The following is a 22,314-nucleotide window of genomic DNA, read 5'->3' on the forward strand; positions in this document are numbered from 1 at the left end:
AAAGTGAAAAAAGCGTTTGTTGCACCCGTGCGTCAAAGTGAAAAAAAGAGTGTTGACAGAGAAAAATCCCCGTGGTATAAGTGGTTACATGAGAGATAGTTACAACTAACTCAAAAGCGGAAACAGTGGGAAAGGAAACAGACATGAAGGAACGGAAGAGGAAAAAGAAATTTCTGGCAGTGGTTTGCAGTATGGCTCTGGTATTTTTTATGAGGTTTGGGACAGGGGCCGCGTTGGTGTACGGGGCGTCGGGAACTGTTTATACCTGTACCATTTACCCTTGTTACGCACATCCGGTTACCGGAGAAATCGAGGATTCCGGGGGTGAGGCAGGATATGCCACCGGGCAGGGGATGCTGGAAGGAATTCTATATGGAAATGGAATTATGGAAGTGACTGACAGCGGAGAATATTATCTCACCATTCGTCTGAGCATGATGGACTACACCTCTAATCATAGCTTCTGGGTGCAGAATGTAGGGGACAGCCAGTGGTCTTCCGTTTCTGCAGCGATTACCGGCAACGGTACAGATACCAATGGCTCCAACAGTGATATTTGTATTCAGGTACCCAGCGAAAATTGTGTGGTAAGAGGTTCCATGTATGTGGACCCCATGGGGAGGGAGGTAATTTATTATTTCTATACCGGAGATTATGCAGAGGGCAACAGTACAGATATGACAGCAACCATAGTGACAGAGGCCTCCGGCACAGGAACGGAAAGTGAGACTCAGACCGACAGTCAGAGTGAAAACAGCGGAAGCAGCACTTCTTCAGCCAGCGCCTCTTCCGGCAGTACATCATCTGGAAGCAGCGTAACACCTTCGGCGTCTCTGAAGTCGTCTTCCGGCACATCTTCCGGTACAGATTCCGCAAAGACGGATACACAGCAGAATACGCAGGAAGATACAAAGAATACCACCGGAAACACCGCACAGACGGAACCTTTGCAGAGCAGTATTCAGGAAGCAGCTTCGCCTTCTTCCGATACGGAAGAGGCAACGCTTAGCCAGGCACAGGGACTGAGCCTTTCCACACAAGGCGAGGAAACAGAAACAACGGCCAACAGTGGGAATAACAAAACGGTTAGTATTATTACTACAGCGGTATGTGTCACGTTTTCCGGACTGGTGCTGATGGCTGCTGCTGCGGGAATTGTGTATCTGTTCCGCAGAAACTGGAAAAGATGGGGTTCAGGTGAAGATGATGAAAATTACTGAAAAGTGCAGGAAGAAAAGAAGAGCAGCGCTGCTGGCAGGCACGGTTTTGCTGTTGGCTGCATTGGCCGGTTGTGTGGACCAGAGTCAGGGGAAAACAGCAGAAAATACAAAGGATATCCAGACAGTTTCAGGGCAGAGCAAAAGTGCGGAAACGCTTCTGGAAATCAGTGACCCGCAGGAAAAGGCAGCTGTGGAGGCGGCAAAGCAGAAAGTATCTGCCATGAAAACAGAACCCAGAATTATTGCAACTTCTCCGGCTGTGGCAGAGGTCTGCAGCAGACTGGGGCTGGATTTGGTGGGAATCTGTGAAACCAGTGTGACCACCCTGCCGGAAGAGTATCAGGATTTGCCTTCTGTGGGGACAGCTATGAGCCCGGATATGGAAGTGGTCTCCACCCTTTCCCCGGACTGGGTGTTAAGTCCTGCCAGTCTCCAGAGCGATTTGCAGCCAAAGTATGAGGCTGTTGGTACGGACTGGGCGTTTCTCAATCTGAGAAGTGTACCGGGGCTGTACCGTTCTATGCAGGAACTGGGAGAAATTTTCGGCAAGGAAGAGGAAGCGCAGAAACAGACAAAAGAATTTACCGATTTTTATGAAAAATATCAGAAAGAACATGAGGACAAAGATAAGCCCAAGGTACTGATTCTCATGGGACTTCCCGGTTCTTATATCATTGCCGCGGAAAATTCCTATGTGGGAAGTCTGGTGGAACTGGCAGGCGGGGAAAACGTCTATGCCGGCACAGATCAGGAATTTTTAAACGTCAATACCGAGGACATGAAGACGAAGGAGCCGGACCTTATCCTTCGTACTTCCCATGCGCTGCCGGATCAGGTAAAGGAAATGTTTCAGAAAGATTTTGAAACCAATGATATATGGAAGCATTTTCAGGCAGTAGAGGAAGGCAGAGTGTATGACCTGACCTACGGGCTGTTTGGCATGAGTGCTACCTTTGATTATCCCCAGGCTCTGGAAGAACTGCAGACGCTGCTTTATCCGGATGAGAACGGGGAAAACGGCCAGACAGATACCGAGAAAACAGCAGAAGAAACATCGGAGAAGGAGAAGTGAGATGGAAGATCAAGAGAAGAAAGAAAAGAGCTATCACAGAAAAAAGACAGCCAGAATCCTGGTTTCCTTCACCGTATTTCTGGTGCTGCTGGTGTTGTTGTTCCTGCTGTCTGTCAATATCGGCAGCCTGAAGGTTAGTTTCAACAAACTTTTCCGCGGATTGTTTATTGCTTATGACCAGGATGTGGCTACGGTTTATGACCTGCGCTTTCCCCGCATTTTTATCTCTATGCTGGCGGGGGCGGCGGTTGCTGTGTCAGGTGTGCTGTTTCAGGCTGTGCTGAGAAATCCTCTGGCAGACCCTGGTATTATGGGAATTTCCAGCGGCGCAGGATTTGCGGCTGTTGTGATTACGGCTGCAGCGCCCACTTTATTTTTCTTTACGCCGCTGTTTGCTTTCCTGGGCGGATTGTTTGCCTTTCTTCTGGTGTACAGCCTTTCCTGGAAAGGGGGATTAAGTCCTCTCAGGATTATTCTGGTAGGTGCTGCAGTAAATGCCATGTTTACCGGACTTTCTTCCGGATTTAACTCTATGAGCGGAGGAAATCTGTCAGGAGTTGCCTCGATTGTAAACGGCAATATAACCATGAAGACATGGGATGATGTGAAAACTCTGGCGCCCTATGTGCTGATTGGTTTGGTTCTGGCCGTCCTTCTGGCTTCTATGTGCAACTTGCTGGCTTTGGAAGATAAAACCGCAAGAGGGCTGGGGGTGAATGTCAATGCTATGCGCCTGGTGATTTCTCTGGCAGCAGTGCTTTTGGCTTCTATTTCTACAGCAGTGGCAGGGGCGGTAAGTTTTCTGGGACTGATTGTGCCTCATATCGGCAGAATTCTCATAGGAAGCAACCACAAGGTACTGATACCGTTTTCCGCCATTCTGGGAGCTTTTCTCTTCCTGCTGGCGGATACGCTGGGAAGAACCGTGGCGGCGCCTTATGAGATTTCCGCTTCGGTGATTATGAGTATTGCAGGCGGGCCGTTTTTCATTATTCTGCTTAGGAGGTCAAAGAAATATGCAGGTTAAAGATATGGAAAAGCCGACAATGAAGGTACAGAATCTTTCCTTTTCCTATGGGAAAAATCCGGTGTTAAAGGATATTTCCTTTGAAATACAGGAAGGGAAAATTACCACCATTTTAGGCGCTAATGGCTGCGGAAAGTCTACCTTGTTTGGGCTGATGACGAAAAATCTGTACCCCAGAAAGGGAAATATTTTCCTTCGGGGAAAAAATCTGCAGAATCTGAGTCTTAAAGATTTTGCAAAAAAGGTTTCCATTGTGCACCAGTATAATACCGCCAGTGAGGATATTACAGTAGAGGAACTGGTTTCTTACGGAAGGACGCCTTACCGAAAAGCCTTTGCAGGTGTCAAAGAGGAAGACGAGAAAATCATTGCATGGGCTATGGACGTTACGGGTGTTTCTCAGTATCAGAACCGGGAAGTGGGCAGATTGTCCGGAGGGCAGAGGCAGAGAGTATGGCTGGCTATGGCGCTGGCGCAGAATACAAAAATCCTGTTTCTGGATGAGCCCACTACTTATCTGGATATTCGTTATCAGATAGAAATTCTGGAACTGGTGCGGAAACTGAACCGGGAATATGGCATAACGATTATTATGGTGCTTCACGATATAAACCAGGCCATTGCTTTTTCAGACAGAATCATTGGACTGAAAGACGGCTGTGTGGAAGTCCAGGGACCGCCGGAGCAAGTCATTACTGCAGACAGCATGGAATCCCTGTATGGAATACACCTGGAGGTGGCAGAAGTCCAAGGACAGAAATTCGTGCTGACGGTGTAGGAGAAAGGAAGGGTAGAATTGAAAAACAAAAAGAAAGCAGGCGTTTTCCTTCTGCTTGCCGTAATCATCCTTGTGGCGGCAGTGGGGATTTACTATAAAACAAGACCCAAAGAGGTCACGAATCTGGAACCTGAGTTTGAAGAAGCCCAGGAGAAACCTCAGGAGGAAGGAAGTTCCGGGGGGACAGATACAGGTATTCAGATTCCGGGCTACACGTCCGTAGAGGTGCAGGCAGGCACAAAAGACGTATCCGTAGAACTGATGAATCCGGAAGAAAATCAGGTGTATTTCGAAATCTCTTTTTACCTGCCCGAAACAGATGAGACGATTTATACCTCCAAGCTCATCAGCCCGGGACAGCATTTGTATGACATTACACTGGAAAGAGAACTGGAAGCGGGGGAATATCCTCTGACCATTCAGTACAAGACCTACAGTGCAGATGAAAACCGGACGCCCAAGAACGGGGCAGAGGTAAACTGCACATTGATTGCAAAAGAATGATTTATGATGTTACTGCGCAGACAGCGCTGAACATAAAAAGAAAACAAAAAGGAGAGAAAAGACATGAAACTTACAAAAATGGTATCCGGCGCGCTTGCAGCGGCCCTGATGGCAACAACAATGTACACGCCTGCATTTGCAGCAGAGGCAGATTTGGCTAACGGAGATTACACAGGTACAATTCATTTCCTCAACGGAAATGGTTCAGGCAACAAGAGCATGTGTGACCCGATTTTTGTACATGAAGCAGATGTGGAACTTACAGATGACGGTGCAGAACTGACTTTTTATGTAGCGTATCCGATTCCGGCTTTTGCAGGACAGGGTGCAGACGGAACGGTAAAGGATGTGACCATGACAATCGACGGACAGACGTATAACGCAGTTTCCGACATTGACAGCAAACCGGAAAAAACTTTTGATACAGCAGGGGCTCTCTTTGGTATCAACGAAGGTGATACGCTTCCAACACAGGTACTGACTGTAGACCTTCCCCGTTCTGCTGTGGACAATCTGGAGCAGGGTGTAGAGACCAGTGCGTATGTCAATGTATTTATGAATATGACACAGAGTTTCTATGTGCAGGTAACAGACTTAAAGGCAGCAGACAACGATAATTCTTCTGAAGAGACTACAGAGCAGAGCATGGAAATCACAGCAGAAGTAGCAGAAAAACCATCAGAACCAACTTATACGGTAACGGTTCCTTCCGCAGTTTCTATGGGAACATTAAGCTCAGAAGCAGAGAACAAACAGGCATATGATGTAACAGTAAAAGCAGCAGATTTAAACGGTACACTTTCTGTAAAAGCACCGGAAAGCGGAACTTTAAACAGCGGAAAAAATACACTGGAATTTAAAAACAGTTTTGCAACACAGACTGTAACACAGGATACAGACGCAACCACTTTAAAAGGTGAACTCAGTGTAGCCGGCAGTGCGGTAGAGGCAGCAGAAGCCGGAAATTATACAGGAACCACTACATTCTCGATTACATATGCGGCACAGAAATAAGAAGAAAAAGGAACTTTGGCAGGCGGCGCTTCTCCTGATTGGTATTTTAACAGTGAGTATGGTGCTGCCGCCTCTGGAAGTTTCCGCAGCTGCAGGGCAGCAAATGCAGGTTTCGGCTAATGTAGCCGGGGAGAGTACCGGGCCGTCTTATACGGTGGTGGTGCCTTCTTCCATAAATCTGGGGGCGCTGAGCCAGCAGCAGGATAATCTGCAAAAATATGAAATCCTGGTTCGTTCCTCCGGGGTAAAGGGAAAACTTTCGGTAGAGGCCCCTGCCCTGGGGGTCCTGCAGAATCAGTCGGAGAACCTGGCCTTTTCCAACGACTTTGGCGTGCAGAGCGTAGACCTGTCTGCCAGCGGGGAAGAAAAGCAGTCTGAAGAAACCGCTTTCTACGGAACTATCTGCATTACAGCCAAAGACGTTGCACAGGCAAAACCGGGAAATTATACAGGCAGTACCACTTTTCAGATTACCTATTCTGCAAACGGAGGTTCTTCCCTGAATAAGAACGATATTCTTAATAAGCAGAATTCTCTGAAGAAGAACAATGCCTTAAGCGGAAACTCCTCTTTAAAAAATGCCTCTTCTTTAAAAAGTGGAACGACTGGTACGAAAACTGCAGGTAAAGTAAAAACCGGTGATGAGCAGTATCTGTTTCTCTGGGCAGCAGCCCTGACGCTGAGCGGAGGATTTACGTGGTACTGTATGACAAAACGAGCAATTCAGAAAAAGAAATAGACAGCTCGGGCAAACCTGTGATACAATGAGACAACGAAAATATCAGGTGTGCCCGATGATCGGAAGACTGCCGGAAAAGGTTCTTGAAGAAAGAGCCTTTTCGGCAGTCTTTTTCTGTTTTTAAGAAGGGGCTGCCAGGGAAATGGAGCACAGTATGTATTTAATGGTTGATAATTACGATTCTTTTGTGTATAACCTTGCCTGTTATCTGGAAGAATGTGGAGAACGGGTAGAATTGGTGCGAAATGATAAGATTTCAGCAAAAGAGATAGAAGGTATGCTGAAAACCGGGGCTTTGGAAGGGGTGGTAATTTCTCCCGGTCCCAAAAGTCCAAAGGATTGTGGAAACTGTAAGGAAATTGTGGAAAAGCTGGCTGGAAAAGTCCCCATTCTGGGGATATGTCTGGGGCACCAGATTATCGGTCACGTATTCGGGGCAGAAGTGGAGAAAGGGGAAAGGCCCATGCATGGAAAAGTCAGCACGATTGAGACGAACCAGAAAGGCTTGTTTGGGGGGCTTCCAAAGACCTATGAAGTCACCCGGTATCATTCTCTGGTAGTCAGCAGTGAAAACTTTCCGGCTGCTTTAGAGGTGGATGCCCGCACAGAGGACGGGGTGATTATGGGACTGCATCACCGGGAATTTCCAATCTACGGCGTACAGTTTCATCCGGAAGCCGTATTAACCCAATACGGTCATGAATTGTTGGAGAATTTTGTAAAAATAAGTAAGGAGTGGTGGGGAGCGCATGAAAACAAAGGTTTATAAGCTGAATTTTTACCGGAAGGCAGAGGATATTTTTGAGTGTTACAAGGAAGAAAATATGGCGATTTTTCTGGATTCTTCCCTGGAAAACCAACTGGGGCAGTATTCCGTTATCGGTCTGAATCCGTATCTGATTTTAAAAGAAGAAGACGGCACTTTTTATGAAAATGGGAAGCCTCAGAAGGGTACACTGGAGACTGCTTTAAAGGGATATCTGGAAAAATACCGGGAGGAAAATTCCACACATCTGCCGCTGGTTTCCGGGGCATTGGGGTATTTTTCCTATGATTACGGCAGGAAATTTGAGCAGATAGAAAGCCGCCACGAAAAGAAGCTGGATATCCCGGAGGCTTTGTTTGTGTTCTATGACTTCCTTATTATAGAGGACAAGCAGGAGAAAACTTTGTATCTCACGGCCAGAGGCGAGACAGAAGATGCAGATCAGGGCATTTGCCGTCTGGAGGCGGAAATACGAAGTTGTACTCCCGCCGTGAAACCGGCAAAACACAGTCAGCTTGCTGCCTTTTCTCCGAACTTTACAAAAGAAGACTATAAGCAGGCCATTGACCGAATGATTTCCTATATCATAGAGGGAGACATTTACATTGCCAATATGACCCAGCAGCTGACGGTGGACAGTCAAAAAGAGCCTTACGAAGTGTACCGCTATCTGCGGACGCACAATCCCGCACCCTTTGGGGGATTTTTTCAATGCGGGGATTTCCAGGTGGTCAGCGCTTCGCCGGAGCGGTTCATGCAGGTGAAAGACGGACAAATCGAAACACGTCCCATTAAGGGAACCAGAAAGCGGGGAGAGACGCCCCGGGAAGATGCCAGTCTGAAAGAAGAACTGAAAAATTCTGCCAAGGACCGCAGCGAACTGCTGATGATTGTGGACTTGGAGAGAAATGATTTGAACCATGTGTGCCAGTCGGGCAGCGTGCAGGTGACGGAACACTTTGCAGTGGAAACTTATGCCACAGTCTTTCATCTGGTTACAACCATTGTGGGAAAATTAAAGGAGGGACTCCGTGCGGCAGATTCTATTCCCGCAGCCTTTCCCGGCGGTTCCATTACCGGAGCGCCCAAAATCCGAGCCATGGAAATTATTGACGAACTGGAGCATGACCGGCGCAACCTTTACACCGGTTCTATGGGATATTTTTCTTTTGACGGAAACTGCGATTTGAATATTGTCATCCGCACGGCTATTCATAAGGACAACCGATATTATCTGGGAGTGGGAGGCGGTATTACCTGCGAATCGGATTTGGAATTTGAATACGAAGAAACTTTGCAGAAAGCAAGGGCAGTATTGGAAGCACTTTGGGAGGAAGCATAGATGTTTACAGCAGATGAGGGATATTATTTTGGCCTGGGGGCATTTGAAACCATAGCCGTAGAAGAGGGAAAACCTGTTTTTCTGGAAGAGCATTACCAGCGTCTTTTGCAGGCTTTGCAGTTTTTTGAATTGCAGGTGGATTTTGAAAAAATTCAGCAAAAGGTGCAGGAAGCCCTTGGGGAAGAGCCGGTGAAAATCGGGAGAAAGGTGCTGAAAATCACGGTTTCCCAGAAAAATATAGTAGTGAGCACAAGGGAAAATACTTATAGGGAGGAGGACTACAGGCAGGAATTTACCGCAGCATATGCAAAAATCCGCAGAAATGAAACCTCCCCGCTGACGTATCACAAAACGCTAAATTACGGAGACTGTATTCTGGAAAAACGCAGGGCAAAAGCCCAGGGAATTCAGGAACCAGTTTTTTTGAATACCAGAGGCGAAATCGCAGAGGGGGCTGTCTCCAATGTGTTTTTTGTCAAAGACGGACAAATCATGGCGCCACCCCTGTCCTGTGGTATGCTGCCGGGGATTCTGCGGCAGTATTTGTATCAGAACTACGAAATCCATGAGCGGATAATTTTGCCCGGGCAGGTGCCGGAGTTTCAGGAAATGTTTGTGACGAACTCTTTGCTTGGAATTATGCCCGTGAGACAGATGGAGGATTTTGTATTTCCAAGTATGGAGACGGGGCGGAGGTTGAGGGAAGAGTACCGCAGCCGCTATGTTCTCTAGGAACTGGGAAACCATGTATATCCCACATACCCTCTGCATACATTGAGTTAGAGATTTTGTCCTTGCAGGAGGTACGGCATGTACGAAACTTTAACGCCCAAAGAACTGTGCAAAGCCCTGCACACAGATGAAAAAAACGGTTTGTCCGGAGCGGAAGCAGAGAAGCGCCTCCAGCGGGATGGCCAAAATGTGCTGAAAAAAGCCAAAGAGCAGACCGTATGGGATATGATACAGGAACAGATAAACGACCCCATGATTTTCATTCTCTTCATTGCTGCTTCCATTTCCATACTGCTGCGGGAATTCAGCGATACGGGAATTATTCTGGCAGTCATTGCCTTAAATACCACGGTAGGAGTCATACAGGAAGGGAAAGCCAGGAAAGCCATGGAAGCGCTGAAAAAGATGACGGCGCCCTCTGCCATTGTCAAAAGAGACGGCGTGTATCAGAAAATTCCTGCCGCCCGGCTGGTAAAAGGAGACGTGATACAGCTAAAAGCCGGAAATCAGGTGCCCGCAGACCTCCGCCTTTTGCGGGTACAAGGGCTCTCCGTGAATGAATCTGCCCTTACAGGAGAATCCCTGCCGGTTGCAAAGACAGCGGCAGCCATGAGACCGGACCTTCCGGCTGCAGAGAAGCGAAACATGGTTTATATGTCCTGTGAAATTATGAAAGGCAGTGGAGAAGGCATTGTGACGGCCACGGGCATGGACACGGAACTGGGCAAAATTGCGGGTATGATTAACGAGGTTACCGGAGAACTGACGCCGCTGCAGAAACGACTGGGTGACCTGGGGAAACTGCTGAGCATTGTGGCAGTGGTTCTGTGTGCGGCGCTATTTCTTTTGGGGCTGGTGCAGCACAGAAATCTCCTGCAAATGCTTCTCCTTGCCATTTCCCTTGCTGTGGCGGCCATTCCTGAAGGTCTGCCTGCGGTGGTTACCATTGTTCTGGCGCTGGGAGTGGCCCGTATGGTAAAGGTGAATACCATTATCCGCAAGCTGCCCGCAGTGGAAACATTGGGTTCCGTAGGTGTGGTGTGTTCAGATAAAACAGGAACCCTGACGGAAAATAAGATGAAAGTTACGGCTCTTTATGCCAATGATATCATTCTGCCTTTGTCCAGAGTGCGGAAACGGGAATTTCCCAGACTGTTGGAAGGCTTTCTTCTATGTAATAACAGTATGCTGGGAGAACAGGAAATCGGTGATGCCACAGAACTGGCGCTTCTGCATATGGGGAAAGAACTGGGCTATGACCGGGAACTCCTTTTGCAGCAATATCCCCGAACTTTTGAAATCCCTTTTGATTCCGAAAAAAAATATATGGCAAGCGTACACAGAACGGGCGGCTATGAAACGGTTTATGTCAAAGGCGCCTGCGACTATATTCTGGAGAAATGCGCCTTTGTGGAACTGCGGGATGGGACAGAGCCAATGACCCAGGCAAGAAGAATGAAAATCCGTATGGCAATGGAAAGTATGGCAAGAGACGGACTTCGGGTGCTGGCTCTGGCCTATCGTGAACGGGTTTTGGAAAAGACAGAAAAAGGACTTACCGGAAATCTGATTTTTGCAGGAATGGCAGGTATGATTGACCCGCCCAGAAAGGAAACGGCCCAGTCCGTGAAGACGTTGAAGCAGGCAGGAGTACAGGTCGCCATGATTACCGGAGATTACAAGGACACAGCCTTTGCCATAGCCCGGAAGACGGGAATCGCCCAATCTATGGACCAGTGCATTACGGGACAGGAACTGGATGAAATGACCGAAGAGGAATTTGCCGCAAAAATGAAAAATATCCGTGTCTTTGCCAGAGTAACCCCTGCCCATAAGGTAAAAATTGTACAGAGATTCCGAAGAGGAGGAGAAATCGTAGCCATGACCGGGGATGGCGTCAATGATGCGCCTTCTCTCCAGGCGGCGGATATCGGGATTGCCATGGGAAAAAGCGGCACGGACGTGGCAAAAAACGCCGCAGACATGATACTGACGGACGACAATTTTTCTACCATAGAAAAGGCCATGGAAGAGGGACGGAGCATTTATGTAAACATTAAAAAATCCATTCTCTTTCTGCTGTCCTCCAATTTTGGGGAAATTATTACCATGTTTGCCGCAGTTTGCCTGGGACTGCCTACGCCCCTGAAAGCCTGCCACATTCTCTGGGTCAATCTGATTACAGATTCGCTCCCGGCCCTGGCTCTTGGCGTGGACAAAAACGATGCCAAAGCCCTGATGGAAGAAAGTCCCCGAAATCCCCAGGAAGGGCTTTTTGCTCATGGCGGCTGGCTGTTTACTGTGTTTTACGGATTTCTCATAGCGGGCATTACCCTGTATGCCTTTTACAAAGGAGGGCAGACCTATGCCTTTACTGTGCTTGGAGTTTCCCAGCTTTTCCATGCCATTGGCATGAGAGATAAGAATAAATCCATTTTTTCCATGAATCATCTGGAAAATCCCTTTATGATTCTTGCATTCTGCCTGGGGCTGGCGCTCCAGCTTATGGTGACGGAAATTCCCTGCTTCGTGCAGGCCTTTGGAACCGTGCGCCTGTCCTGGGGGCAGTGGCAATTTCTTCTGGGACTCTCCGCAGTACCGCTTCTGATGCATGAACTTCTGCTGATTCCCGGGAAATGCCTTTCGGGGCGAAAAGCGGGCAAGGACTGAAAAACGTTGCTAATACTTTATTATCCTAAATAAAATGCAGGCGTAAGTACAAAAAATTGCATATATAAAAAGTTGGCAAGGCATTTATTGGGTGGAATACGACAAAAATGCAGGAAGTGCTTGACACAAAGTCATATATTGGCATACAATAGGAAGCAACGAATGAAAATAAAATGCCGGGAGGAGAGCCATGACATCTTACAGAGAACTTAGTCAGGAACAGTTGCAGGCCATGAAAGCCGATTTAGAAATGCAGTTTGAAGAAGTGAAAGCAAAAGGATTAAACCTTGATATGTCCAGAGGAAAACCGTCCAAGCAGCAGTTAGAGCTTGCCATGGATATGCTGGAAGAACTGAAAAGCACCGATAAGCTGAAATGCGAAGCAGGAATTGACTGCCGTAACTACGGACTTTTGGACGGAATACCGGAAGCAAGACGCCTGTTAGGTGAAATGACAGAAGTACCCCCTGAAAACATTATTATTTTCGGAAATTCCAGTCTGAACGTGATGTTTGACACCATTTCCCGCTCCATGACTCATGGTGTATGCGGAAGCACTCCTTGGTGCAAGCTGGATAAGGTGAAATTTCTCTGTCCGGTTCCTGGATATGACCGTCACTTCCGTATTACGGAATACTTTGGAATTGAAATGATTAACGTGCCTATGACACCGGAAGGTCCGGATATGGATATGGTAGAAGAACTGGTAAGCACAGACCCGGCTATTAAGGGAATCTGGTGTGTGCCGAAATATTCCAATCCACAGGGATATACCTATTCCACAGACACAGTGAAGCGGTTTGCAAGGCTGAAACCGGCAGCAGAAGATTTCCGTATCTTCTGGGATAATGCATACTGTATTCACCATTTATATGACGACAAACAGGACTTCCTTCTGGAACTTCTGTATGAATGTGAAAAAGCAGGAAATCCGGATATGGTTTACAAATTTGTTTCCACATCCAAAGTCAGCTTCCCGGGTTCCGGTATTGCGGCGGTAGCTGCTTCTCAGAGAAACCTGGATGATTTCCGGAAACATATGTCTGTGCAGACCATTGGACACGACAAGATTAACCAGCTTCGTCATGTGCGCTTTTTCGGCGGCATTGTAGGTATGCACAAGCACATGAAAAAACATGCGGAAATTCTCCGTCCTAAATTTGAAATCGTAGAGCATACACTGGAGAAAGAACTGCAGGGAGCAGAAATCGGTACCTGGACCGCTCCGAGAGGCGGATATTTTATCTCCTTTGAGTCCATGGACGGCTGTGCGAAGAAGATTATTGCAAAGGCAGCGGAAGCAGGCGTGAAGATGACAGACGCAGGAGCTACGTATCCGTACGGAAACGACCCTCATGACAGCAATATTCGTATTGCGCCAAGTTTCCCGACTGTGGAAGAGTTGAAGCTGGCTACAGAAATTTTTGTGCTCAGCGTGAAACTGGTGAGCATTGAGAAGATTTTAGAAGAGATGGCGGCATAAAGAGAAGAGAGCAGCAGAGAAGAACCCCCCCGTGAGTTTGTACCTCATGGGGGCTTTTCCTTAACTCCAATGTATTGCACAGTCCACCAGATGATAAGTAATAATAAGACCAATCAGGAATTTCAGCACTCTTCATATTGGTATATCCGGAAAAATGTGTTATACTGAAACGCACAGAAAGAAATAAGGGGTAGATAAATATGGCAAAAAAGAAAACAAAGAAACGCAACTATAAAAAAGCCAAGAAAATCGTGCTGGGTATTCTGATTGCCTATATTGTAGTGCTGGCAGTTGTTTACGCAGGCGGAGTGTTCTATTATTCCGGGCACTTTTATCCCGGCTCTAAGATTAACGGGCTAGACAGCGCCGGAAAGACTGTAGAAGAGGTGGAACGTGATATAGAAGGCCAGATTGCCTCCTATGAATTGGTAATTCAGGAGCGGGAGGACAAGACGGAAAGTATTACAGCATCCCAAATCCGGATGAAATACGAAAATGACGGCACTGTGAAAAAATTGAAAAAGCAGCAGAATCCATTTACCTGGTTTTTGTCCTTTGCACATCAAAAGGATTATACCATGTCAGCAGCAACTTCTTACAGTGAAGAGGCGCTGAACCAGGCTGTAGAAGCTCTGGATTGCATGCAGGACGCCAATATGGTGAAGCCTGTGGACGCACATCTGGAAGTTACGGAAAACGGCTATGAAATCATTCCGGAAACCCAGGGTACAGAACTTGACAAGGATAAGGTGAAGGAAGCTGTCAAAAATTCCATTGAAAGCGGCGCACAGGAGGTTAATCTGGACGAAGCAGGCTGCTATACAAGCCCTTCTGTTCTAAGTACAGATGAAAACCTGGCAAAAGAGAGAAACCAGGGAAATGCATTCCTGAATGTAACGGTGACTGTGGATTTTGCAGACCGTCAGGAAGTTATCAATAAAGATGTAATGAAAGACTGGCTCACAACAGATGACAGCGGAAATGTAACATTAGATGAAGCCAAGGTGAAGGAATATGTGCAGCAGTTGAAATATAAGTACGATACCTTCGGAAGTTCCCGTCAGTTTAAGACAGCTACGGGAGAGACCATTACCGTATCGGGAGGGGATTACGGCTGGCTTATTGCACCTAATGACACTACTGCGAAAATTATCGAAGCAATCAAAAGCGGACAGTCCCAGACCATTGAGCCGGAATACACTTATACCGGCTACCACAGAGAGACAGATGAAATCGGCAATACCTATGTAGAAATCAGTCTCTCCAAGCAGCATATGTGGTTCTTTAAGGACGGACAGCTTCTGGTAGATACCGATGTGGTAACCGGAAATCACAACAAGGGATGGGATACCCATACCGGTGTATACGCCATTATGTACAAAGAGCGTGACGCAACTCTGGTAGGAGAAGACTACAGTTCTCCGGTAAAATACTGGATGCCGTTCTATGCCAATACGGGTATTCATGACGCAAGCTGGAGAAGCAGCTTCGGCGGTTCGGAGTATCTGAACAATGGTTCCCACGGTTGTGTGAATACACCGCCTGCCAATGCAGAAAAGATTTTCAATAACATTGAAAAAGGGGTTCCCGTAGTGGTATATTGAGATAGTATGCAAGCATAAGAAAAATCCAATCAAAGGAGTTTGAGATATGAAGATAGTAGTTTTAGCAGGAGGAAACAGTACAGAGAGAGAGGTTTCCATTGCATCGGGACAGGGAATCTGCAAAGCCTTGAGAGAGAGAAATCACCGTGCCATTATGATTGACCCGTATTTCGGCAGAGAGACGCTGGAGGAAGATTTATTTCCGGCAGAATATGACATAGAAAAAGAAGCAGAGCAAATGCACAGAAACAGCGCCGGACTGGAAGCAACCATGAAATCCCGCAGAGGCTTTTTTGGCCCCAATGTACTGTCGGTATGTGAAAAAGCAGACATTGTATTTCTGGCTCTTCATGGTTCCAACGGAGAGGATGGAAAGGTGCAGTCTGTGTTGGACTTAATGGGTATTAAATACACAGGCTCGAATCCTTTAAGCAGCGGCATGGCCATGGACAAAGGCATTACGAAAATGGTATTTGAAGCCAAAGGTGTTCCTACACCAAAGGGAATCACTCTGGAAAAGGGAGACAACAGCCGTCTTACTGACTACGGCATGGAGTTTCCGGTGGTTGTGAAACCGTGCTGCGGTGGTTCCAGTGTAGGCGTATTTATTGTAAAGAATGAATCAGAGTATGCCCAGGCTCTTTTAGAAGCTTTTTCCTATGAGGATAAGGTGGTTGTAGAGCAGTATATTACAGGAAGAGAATTTTCTGTGGCCGTTGTGGACGGCAAGGCCTATCCGGTTATCGAAATCGCACCTCTGCAGGGCTTTTACGATTATAAAAATAAATATCAGGCAGGCTCCTGCGTGGAAACCTGTCCGGCGGAAATTTCTGCGTCACTGACAAAGGAAATGCAGCGTTATGCGGAACAGGGCTATGAAGCACTGAAACTGCAGGCCTACGCCAGACTGGACTTTATTATGGACGAAGAGGGAAATATGTACTGTCTGGAAGCGAATACTCTGCCGGGGATGACACCTACCAGCCTGATTCCTCAGGAAGCGAAAGTCATTGGAATGAATTATCCTCAGTTGTGCGAAAAACTCATTGAGGTTTCTCTGAAAAAATATCAGTAAGGGGGCATAAGCCATGAAAAATCTCACGTTAGAGCACATCGCAGAAGCCTGCGGCGGCATTTACCGGGGAACAGAGGAGCAGAAAAAAGAGGAAGTTACCTGTATCTTTACGGACAGCAGAAAAGCAGAAAAGGGCGGTCTTTTCGTACCCATTAAAGGAGCCAGAGCGGACGGACACGCTTTCATTGAGCAGGTCATGAAGCAGGGAGCCCTGGCCACATTGTCAGAAAAGGATTTGGGAGAGCAGCCCTATCCCTATATTCAGGTGAAGTCTTCCCTTACCGCAGTGAAAGACATTGCAGAATATTATCTGAAACAGCTTTCCATCCCCGTTGTGGGAATTACGGGAAGCGTGGGAAAGACCAGCACAAAGGAAATGATTGCAGCCGTTCTTTCTCAGAAATACAATACACTGAAGACCCAGGGGAATTTTAACAATGAGCTGGGACTTCCACTGACGGTATTCCGACTGCGGGATGAGCATGAAATGGCAGTGCTGGAAATGGGTATCAGCGATTTTGGAGAAATGCACCGGCTGGCGAAGATTGCCAGACCGGATACTTGCGTGATTACCAACATTGGTCTGTGTCATCTGGAATTTCTCAAATCCAGAGACGGTATTTTAAAGGCCAAGACGGAAATTTTTGATTATCTGCGGGAAGACGGTCACATTCTTTTAAACGGAGATGACGATAAACTGGTAACCGTACAGGAAGTAAAAGGGATTCAGCCGGTATTTTTCGGGATTGAGAATCACCAGGGTATCTGGGCAGATGAAATCAAGCCGGAAGGTTTGAAGGGCATTTCCTGCCGGATTCATGCAGGTGAGGACAGTTTTGCCGTGCTCATTCCGATTCCCGGTCATCATATGGTTTACAATGCCCTTGCAGGAACAGCCGTGGGTCTGACCTATGGTTTAACCTTGGAGGAAATCAAGGCAGGAATTGAAAGTCTGCAGCCGGTCAGCGGAAGATTTCACATTATGGAAACCGACCGTTATACAGTGATAGACGACTGTTATAATGCAAATCCGGTTTCCATGCGGGCGTCTCTGGATGTACTGGCAGACGCTTTGGGCAGGAAAGTGGCGCTGCTGGGCGACATGGGAGAACTGGGGGCTGATGAAGTGGAAATGCACCGGGAGGTAGGCGAATACGCGGTGTCCAAAGACATTGATGTGCTGCTTTGCGTAGGTGATTTGTCTGCCCATATGGCCAATGCGGCGAAGGCGAAAGCGCCGGATAAAGAAGTGCTGCACTTTGCAGATAAAGAAGCCTTGCTGGCGCAGCTTTTCCAGATTCTAAAAAAGGGAGATACCATTCTGGTAAAGGCATCTCATTTTATGGAATTCGGTAAGCTGGTGGAAGCGCTGTCAGAGAAAACGGTTTGAAAATTTCCCTGATACAAAGTTGGATAGAAGAATTTACAAGAAGAATATTTATGTCTTTTCCATGCAGTGGTATGTTGGAGGCATAGATATTCTTTTTTTATAAAAATACATTGCGTTATGATAAATACTTTGTAATTCTTGCGAAATGCTTTGTTTTCTGTTATAATTTCAGGAGCGTGCATGGCTGTATGGCTATGGAAGATACTATAATATAAGGAGGACATGATATATGCTGAATGATATTTTAAGTGCAGTAAATGACTTTATGTATACCTATCTGTTATTGTTTCTGTTGGTAGGAACGGGCATTTACTTTACGGTTCGTACGCGTTTTGTACAGGTAAGGCTTCTGAAGGAGTCCTTTCGTGTATTAAAGGAAAAGGCAGGAGAAGAAAATGGGAAGAAACAGGTTTCTTCTTTTCAGGCTCTGATGATTTCCACAGCTTCCCGGGTGGGAACGGGAAATATTGCCGGAATTGCTACTGCTATAGCAGCGGGAGGCGCAGGTGCAGTGTTCTGGATGTGGCTTATGGCTGTAATCGGAGGCGCGTCTGCATTTGTTGAAAGTACCCTGGCACAGGTTTATAAGGTAAAGGATAAAGATGAATTTCGAGGGGGCCCTTCTTACTACATGGAAAAGGCTCTGGGAAAACGGTGGGTTGGCATTCTGTTTTCCATCCTGTTGATTATCTGTTTTGCCTATGGATTTAATGGGCTGCAGTCCTTTAACATGTCATCCTCTCTGGAATATTACATTCCGGGATACAGCGATACCATTTATCCAATGATAGTAGGACTCGTTCTTGCAGCAGGTACAGCTTTTGTTATTTTCGGAGGCGTACACAGAATCGGCTTTATTACATCTGTGCTTGTGCCTATTATGGCAGGTACTTATCTGCTTATCGGACTTGTTACGATTTTAATGAATCTTACGGAACTGCCTCATGTGTTTTCCATGATTCTGTCTCAGGCCTTTGATTTGCAGGCTTTTGCAGGAGGAATGGCCGGAAGCGCAGTGGTTATCGGTATTAAGAGAGGTCTTTTTTCTAATGAAGCGGGTATGGGAAGCGCGCCCAATGCTTCTGCGAGCGCGTCTGTCAGCCATCCGGCGAAACAGGGAATGGTGCAGGTTCTGTCTGTTTTCATTGATACACTGCTGATTTGCTCTGCTACGGCTATGATGGTGCTTCTTTCAGGTGTGCAGGGAGAACCTGGTGTATTGGATGGCATTCCTTTTGTACAGAAAGCCATTTCTGCAAATGTGGGAACCTGGGGCATTCATTTTATTACACTTTCTATTTTTGCCTTTGCCTTCAGCAGTTTGATTGGAAATTATTACTATGCAGAGTCCAATATTCTGTTTATTAAGAACAATAAGACTTTGCTTCTGATTTTCAGAATTAGCTGTCTGGTGGCAGTATTTCTGGGAGCCCAGGCAGATTTCTCCATGATGTGGAATATTGCGGATATTACTATGGGCTGCATGGCTACTGTGAATATTCTGGTAATACTGATTCTGGGAAATACGGCTGTGAAGGTATTAAAGGACTACGAGAAACAGAGAAAAGAAGGAAAAGAGCCTGTATTTAAGGCAAAAGATGTAGGGATTGAGCATACGGACTGCTGGTAAAAACCCTATTTTATAAAGAATGAGCAACTGCCCTGCAGCGGCATATTTTCAGGAAAAGCTTTGTTCTGAAATGTGCTGCTGCAGGGCAGTTTTTTATTCTGTCAAACCACGGTTCTTTTTCAGTGTTTCCAGAATGATATTCTGAGTATATGCACCCAGATGTTTTTTGTCTTCTTTGTCCAACTGGTCCGGATACACAGGCTTGCAGTATTCCACGACGACCTTGCAAGGCTTGATTTTCGGGAAATGGGACTCGAAAATTTCTGCAGAATTGCTAATGGCAATGGGCACAATAGGACAACCTGCTTTGGTGGCAATTTTGAAACTTCCGTCATGAAAAGGCAGCAGTTCCAGTTCATCCTTTCCTTTGTTGCGGGTTCCTTCCGGGAAAATGCAGATGGAAATCCCGCTTTTTACTTTCTCAATAGCGGTAAGAATCGTTTTCATTCCGGCTTTAATGTCCTGTCTGTCCAGAAACAGGCAGTGCAGATAACGCATCCAGATAGAAAGCAGAGGGATAGGCTCCATTTCTTTTTTTGCCACATAGCCGGTCAAATCCGGGCAGAGCACATAGGTCAGCAGAATATCAAAGAAACTTCTGTGGTTTCCGATATAGAGTACCGCCTGGTCTTTCGGGACATTTTCGTGTCCGATAACGGTGATGTCAGCGCCGGTTACCTTTAAGATAAAGCAAAATACCGCCTGGATGATGCGCAGGGAACTGATGTCCTTGGCACGTTTGTTAAATTTTCCGATGACCCATTCCACCAGAAGGATAGGAATGGATAAAACCAGGTATCCGATGACACAGATACATACAAGAATAAATCGCAGCATGATAAGTACCTTTTCCTTTTTGATAATGTAATGTTAAGAATATTTTGTGAAATACTTTTATTATAATGAATGCGCAAGGGATATGCAAGGGAAAACACCATATGTGGCAGCCTGTATTTGTTTTTTCTGTTATATTTTCTCTCTGCCCCGCATACATTTAGGATAAGGCTAGTAAAGTGAAGGCGGCAAATCATGGGAAAAAGGACAGCAGGGCTTTTGTTACTGGTGCTGTTTTCCTGCTTTTTGTATGGCTGCAGTATTGAAAAAGTAAGGGCAGGGGACGGAATAAAGCCGGAATATACGGTGATGAAAGAGGCGGATTTTCCGGAAAAGGTGAAGGAACTGATTGCCAAGAATCAGGAAACAGAATTTCAGATGACCTATCAGGACGCGGGCTATCTCTATCTGCTGAAGGGATACGGAAAGCAGGAAACCGGTGGATACAGTATACAGATTGAGGATTTGTCTCTCTGGGAAAATGCCATTCACCTGCAGACGGTGCTTATAGGCCCCAAGGACGGGGAAGAACTGAAAGAAGAGCCTTCGTATCCTTGTCTGGTGGTGAAGATGAAATACCGGGAAGAACCGGTCATATTTGAATAGAAAAGGGGTTAAGGTGTGGAACTGATAAAGAAAAAGGTAAGAATGTTAAAAAGAAAATGTGAAGCAGTCAGTCAGATTACGTTTGATGAAGATTTGAATGTGCCGGACGTGAAACCGGACATCGGCAGAATGATTCAAAAAAAGGGTGATATTCAAATTGAGGATATTCAGATTTCAGAGGGAAGAGCATATATTACCGGCGCTTTGGCGGTCTGCCTTTTGTATGTCAGTGACAGCCAGGAACGGAAAATACAAAGCCTTATGGGGACTCTGCGCATAGGAGAGACGTTGAATCTGGAAGGGCTGGAAAATGGAGACAAGGTACAGCTGAAATGGGATATTGAAGATTTGAGCGTGCAGCTGATTCATTCCCGAAAACTGAATATTAAGGCGTTGGTGACATTTACAGCCTATGTGGAAGAAATGCTGGAGACCGCCCTGCCCATCAGCGTGGAGGATGAGGAAATTTCTAAGAAAAAACAGGAGATTTCCGTTATGGGGGCGGCTGTACATAAAAAAGACACCATGCGGGTAAAAGAAGACATAGCTTTAAGTTCCAACAAGCCGGATATTTATGAACTGCTGTGGAATACGGTAGAAATTCGCGGGCTGGATATTCGGGCAGAAAATGACAAAATCGGAGTGAAGGGTGAACTTTTTGTTTTTGCCCTTTACAGCGGCAATGATGACAACAATTCCCTTCAGTGGCTGGAACATTCGGTGCCCTTTTATGAAGAGGTGGAATGTCCGGGCTGCAGCAGTGACATGATTCCCAACGTGGAAATTGCAGTGCCCCAAAGTGATTTAAAGGTGAAACAGGACGAGGACGGAGAAGAACGGATTATCAGCGTGGATACAGTGCTGGAGCTGGAAATGAAGATTTATGAGGAGGAAGAATTGTCTCTGCTTATGGACGTATACACCCCGGTACGGGACTGCCAGGCCATACGGGAAAAGCAGAAGCTGGAAAACCTGCTGGTGAAGAATTTTTCCAAATGTAAAGTCAATGACCGGATAAAGACGGAGAACAGCCAGGGGAAAATTCTGCAAATCTGCCACAGTGACGGCAATGTAAAGGTAGACAGTACCCGGATTGTGGAAAACGGCATAGAGACGGAAGGTGTAGTACGGGTGCGGATTCTGTACATTGTCAGCGATGATGAAATGCCTTTTTATGCCATGGAAACCATGATACCTTTTACTCATGTCATTGAGGCGAAAGGCATCAACGAGCAGTGTGTTTACCATTTGCGGACAGATTTGGAACAGCTTTCCACCACCATGATTGACAGCGACGAAATCGAAGTGAAGATTGTGATGAATCTTAATGCGCTGGTGATGAATCAGACGGAAATGGGGATTATCCGGGAAATTGAAGAGCGGGAGCTGGACCGGGAAAAGCTGAGAAGCATGCCCGGAATCGTGGGGTATCAGGTGCAGCAGGGCGATACCCTGTGGGATATTGCCAAGAAATTTTATACTACCATTGAGAATATTATGGAACTAAACGGGCTGGAGAGTGAGGAAGTGAAACCGGGGGACAGTCTGTTATTGATGAAAAAGGTGGAGAGATAGAGTGCAGGAAGCCGTCGGCTATTGAAGTAGTCGGCGGCTTCCTGCGTCATCTTTAAGGAGACTGGTTTTCGAGAATTTTTTGAAGTTCAAACATGTCGTTTATGTTTAAATAGGTTACCAGTCCATTGGTGTCCAGTTGTGCACTTGCCTCTATTTGCAGTATTTCTACATTTGCATGGATGTCTTTTACCTGTGTTGTCCAACAGAGCTCATAGTAATCGTTCTTATGGTCTATGGACAAATCTTTTATCTG

20 protein-coding genes are annotated in these 22,314 nt (G+C 46.4%); 18 read left to right on the forward strand and 2 right to left on the reverse strand.

The window, feature by feature from the left end:
• Nucleotides 1-143: 143 nt before the first annotated feature.
• The 16 genes from WKT17_RS11710 to WKT17_RS11785 all read left to right on the forward strand — a co-directional run bounded on the left by WKT17_RS11710 (nucleotide 144) and on the right by WKT17_RS11785 (nucleotide 19,046).
• Complete coding sequence (locus WKT17_RS11710; protein WP_294459420.1) at nucleotides 144-1,220, forward strand: heme-binding Shp domain-containing protein; 1,077 nt, start codon at nucleotides 144-146, stop codon at nucleotides 1,218-1,220.
• Nucleotides 1,204-2,292 carry a heme ABC transporter substrate-binding protein IsdE gene (isdE, locus tag WKT17_RS11715; RefSeq protein ID WP_294541613.1) on the forward strand — a complete coding sequence of 363 codons (1,089 nt, stop codon included), beginning with the start codon at nucleotides 1,204-1,206 and terminating at the stop codon, nucleotides 2,290-2,292. Before WKT17_RS11710 ends, isdE begins: the two co-directional genes overlap by 17 nt.
• A 1-nt stretch (nucleotide 2,293) precedes the next feature.
• Complete coding sequence (locus tag WKT17_RS11720; protein WP_294459416.1) at nucleotides 2,294-3,319, forward strand: FecCD family ABC transporter permease; 1,026 nt, start codon at nucleotides 2,294-2,296, stop codon at nucleotides 3,317-3,319.
• Entirely contained in the window at nucleotides 3,309-4,097 is a 789-nt protein-coding gene (locus tag WKT17_RS11725; RefSeq protein WP_294541611.1) for an ABC transporter ATP-binding protein, read from the forward strand. Before WKT17_RS11720 ends, WKT17_RS11725 begins: the two co-directional genes overlap by 11 nt.
• 18 nt (nucleotides 4,098-4,115) lie before the next feature.
• On the forward strand, nucleotides 4,116-4,601 hold the full coding sequence (locus tag WKT17_RS11730; protein ID WP_294459412.1) for a hypothetical protein: 486 nt from the start codon (nucleotides 4,116-4,118) through the stop codon (nucleotides 4,599-4,601).
• Between the two features lie 63 nt (nucleotides 4,602-4,664).
• Nucleotides 4,665-5,615 carry a hypothetical protein gene (locus tag WKT17_RS11735; RefSeq protein ID WP_294459410.1) on the forward strand — a complete coding sequence of 317 codons (951 nt, stop codon included), beginning with the start codon at nucleotides 4,665-4,667 and terminating at the stop codon, nucleotides 5,613-5,615.
• The gene (locus WKT17_RS11740) at nucleotides 5,599-6,354 is read left to right on the forward strand and encodes a hypothetical protein (protein WP_294459409.1); all 756 of its coding nucleotides are present in this window, start codon (nucleotides 5,599-5,601) and stop codon (nucleotides 6,352-6,354) included. Before WKT17_RS11735 ends, WKT17_RS11740 begins: the two co-directional genes overlap by 17 nt.
• A gap of 154 nt (nucleotides 6,355-6,508) precedes the next feature.
• Complete coding sequence (locus WKT17_RS11745) at nucleotides 6,509-7,123, forward strand: anthranilate synthase component II (protein WP_173749023.1); 615 nt, start codon at nucleotides 6,509-6,511, stop codon at nucleotides 7,121-7,123.
• Nucleotides 7,104-8,462: an aminodeoxychorismate synthase component I gene (pabB, locus tag WKT17_RS11750; RefSeq protein WP_340272947.1), complete on the forward strand. Its 1,359-nt coding sequence runs from the start codon at nucleotides 7,104-7,106 to the stop codon at nucleotides 8,460-8,462. Before WKT17_RS11745 ends, pabB begins: the two co-directional genes overlap by 20 nt.
• Complete coding sequence (locus tag WKT17_RS11755; protein ID WP_340272949.1) at nucleotides 8,463-9,194, forward strand: aminotransferase class IV; 732 nt, start codon at nucleotides 8,463-8,465, stop codon at nucleotides 9,192-9,194. It abuts the gene before it with no gap.
• Between the two features lie 78 nt (nucleotides 9,195-9,272).
• Nucleotides 9,273-11,864, forward strand: coding sequence for a cation-translocating P-type ATPase (locus tag WKT17_RS11760; protein ID WP_340272951.1), 2,592 nt, complete (start codon nucleotides 9,273-9,275; stop codon nucleotides 11,862-11,864).
• 190 nt (nucleotides 11,865-12,054) lie between these two features.
• Nucleotides 12,055-13,347 carry an aminotransferase class I/II-fold pyridoxal phosphate-dependent enzyme gene (locus tag WKT17_RS11765; protein ID WP_173749027.1) on the forward strand — a complete coding sequence of 431 codons (1,293 nt, stop codon included), beginning with the start codon at nucleotides 12,055-12,057 and terminating at the stop codon, nucleotides 13,345-13,347.
• Between the two features lie 200 nt (nucleotides 13,348-13,547).
• The gene (locus WKT17_RS11770; protein ID WP_294541603.1) at nucleotides 13,548-14,951 is read left to right on the forward strand and encodes a L,D-transpeptidase family protein; all 1,404 of its coding nucleotides are present in this window, start codon (nucleotides 13,548-13,550) and stop codon (nucleotides 14,949-14,951) included.
• Between the two features lie 46 nt (nucleotides 14,952-14,997).
• Complete coding sequence (locus tag WKT17_RS11775) at nucleotides 14,998-16,026, forward strand: D-alanine--D-alanine ligase family protein (protein WP_294541601.1); 1,029 nt, start codon at nucleotides 14,998-15,000, stop codon at nucleotides 16,024-16,026.
• Between the two features lie 13 nt (nucleotides 16,027-16,039).
• Nucleotides 16,040-17,416 carry a UDP-N-acetylmuramoyl-tripeptide--D-alanyl-D-alanine ligase gene (locus tag WKT17_RS11780; protein WP_294459400.1) on the forward strand — a complete coding sequence of 459 codons (1,377 nt, stop codon included), beginning with the start codon at nucleotides 16,040-16,042 and terminating at the stop codon, nucleotides 17,414-17,416.
• A gap of 229 nt (nucleotides 17,417-17,645) precedes the next feature.
• On the forward strand, nucleotides 17,646-19,046 hold the full coding sequence (locus tag WKT17_RS11785; protein WP_291682400.1) for an alanine/glycine:cation symporter family protein: 1,401 nt from the start codon (nucleotides 17,646-17,648) through the stop codon (nucleotides 19,044-19,046).
• Nucleotides 19,047-19,139: 93 nt separating this feature from the next.
• On the opposite strand, the gene WKT17_RS11790 is transcribed toward WKT17_RS11785, so the two are convergent.
• Complete coding sequence (locus WKT17_RS11790) at nucleotides 19,140-19,883, reverse strand: lysophospholipid acyltransferase family protein (RefSeq protein ID WP_298060420.1); 744 nt, start codon at nucleotides 19,881-19,883, stop codon at nucleotides 19,140-19,142.
• A gap of 192 nt (nucleotides 19,884-20,075) precedes the next feature.
• Here WKT17_RS11790 and WKT17_RS11795 point away from each other — a divergent pair, with 192 nt between their 5' ends.
• On the forward strand, nucleotides 20,076-20,486 hold the full coding sequence (locus WKT17_RS11795) for a protease complex subunit PrcB family protein (RefSeq protein WP_173749033.1): 411 nt from the start codon (nucleotides 20,076-20,078) through the stop codon (nucleotides 20,484-20,486).
• A gap of 15 nt (nucleotides 20,487-20,501) precedes the next feature.
• On the forward strand, nucleotides 20,502-22,061 hold the full coding sequence (locus tag WKT17_RS11800; protein ID WP_294580824.1) for a DUF3794 and LysM peptidoglycan-binding domain-containing protein: 1,560 nt from the start codon (nucleotides 20,502-20,504) through the stop codon (nucleotides 22,059-22,061).
• A 52-nt stretch (nucleotides 22,062-22,113) separates the two neighbouring features.
• Here WKT17_RS11800 and WKT17_RS11805 read toward each other — a convergent pair.
• The coding region (locus tag WKT17_RS11805) for a hypothetical protein (RefSeq protein ID WP_340272960.1) at nucleotides 22,114-22,314 on the reverse strand (201 nt) is incomplete at its 5' end.

The organism is Blautia sp. HCN-20427, assembly GCF_037890365.1.
Lineage (GTDB): Bacteria > Bacillota > Clostridia > Lachnospirales > Lachnospiraceae > Blautia.

Bases quoted from the DNA above. Each gene is read 5' to 3' on its own strand.
- WKT17_RS11710 (WP_294459420.1), top strand. From the start codon at position 144: ATGAAGGAACGGAAGAGGAAAAAGAAATTTCTGGCAGTGGTTTGCAGT.
- isdE (WP_294541613.1), top strand. From the start codon at position 1,204: ATGATGAAAATTACTGAAAAGTGCAGGAAGAAAAGAAGAGCAGCGCTG.
- WKT17_RS11720 (WP_294459416.1), top strand. From the start codon at position 2,294: ATGGAAGATCAAGAGAAGAAAGAAAAGAGCTATCACAGAAAAAAGACA.
- WKT17_RS11725 (WP_294541611.1), top strand. From the start codon at position 3,309: ATGCAGGTTAAAGATATGGAAAAGCCGACAATGAAGGTACAGAATCTT.
- WKT17_RS11735 (WP_294459410.1), top strand. From the start codon at position 4,665: ATGAAACTTACAAAAATGGTATCCGGCGCGCTTGCAGCGGCCCTGATG.
- WKT17_RS11740 (WP_294459409.1), top strand. From the start codon at position 5,599: ATGCGGCACAGAAATAAGAAGAAAAAGGAACTTTGGCAGGCGGCGCTT.
- WKT17_RS11745 (WP_173749023.1), top strand. From the start codon at position 6,509: ATGTATTTAATGGTTGATAATTACGATTCTTTTGTGTATAACCTTGCC.
- pabB (WP_340272947.1), top strand. From the start codon at position 7,104: ATGAAAACAAAGGTTTATAAGCTGAATTTTTACCGGAAGGCAGAGGAT.
- WKT17_RS11755 (WP_340272949.1), top strand. From the start codon at position 8,463: ATGTTTACAGCAGATGAGGGATATTATTTTGGCCTGGGGGCATTTGAA.
- WKT17_RS11760 (WP_340272951.1), top strand. From the start codon at position 9,273: ATGTACGAAACTTTAACGCCCAAAGAACTGTGCAAAGCCCTGCACACA.
- WKT17_RS11765 (WP_173749027.1), top strand. From the start codon at position 12,055: ATGACATCTTACAGAGAACTTAGTCAGGAACAGTTGCAGGCCATGAAA.
- WKT17_RS11770 (WP_294541603.1), top strand. From the start codon at position 13,548: ATGGCAAAAAAGAAAACAAAGAAACGCAACTATAAAAAAGCCAAGAAA.
- WKT17_RS11775 (WP_294541601.1), top strand. From the start codon at position 14,998: ATGAAGATAGTAGTTTTAGCAGGAGGAAACAGTACAGAGAGAGAGGTT.
- WKT17_RS11780 (WP_294459400.1), top strand. From the start codon at position 16,040: ATGAAAAATCTCACGTTAGAGCACATCGCAGAAGCCTGCGGCGGCATT.
- WKT17_RS11785 (WP_291682400.1), top strand. From the start codon at position 17,646: ATGCTGAATGATATTTTAAGTGCAGTAAATGACTTTATGTATACCTAT.
- WKT17_RS11790 (WP_298060420.1), bottom strand. From the start codon at position 19,883: ATGCTGCGATTTATTCTTGTATGTATCTGTGTCATCGGATACCTGGTT.
- WKT17_RS11795 (WP_173749033.1), top strand. From the start codon at position 20,076: ATGGGAAAAAGGACAGCAGGGCTTTTGTTACTGGTGCTGTTTTCCTGC.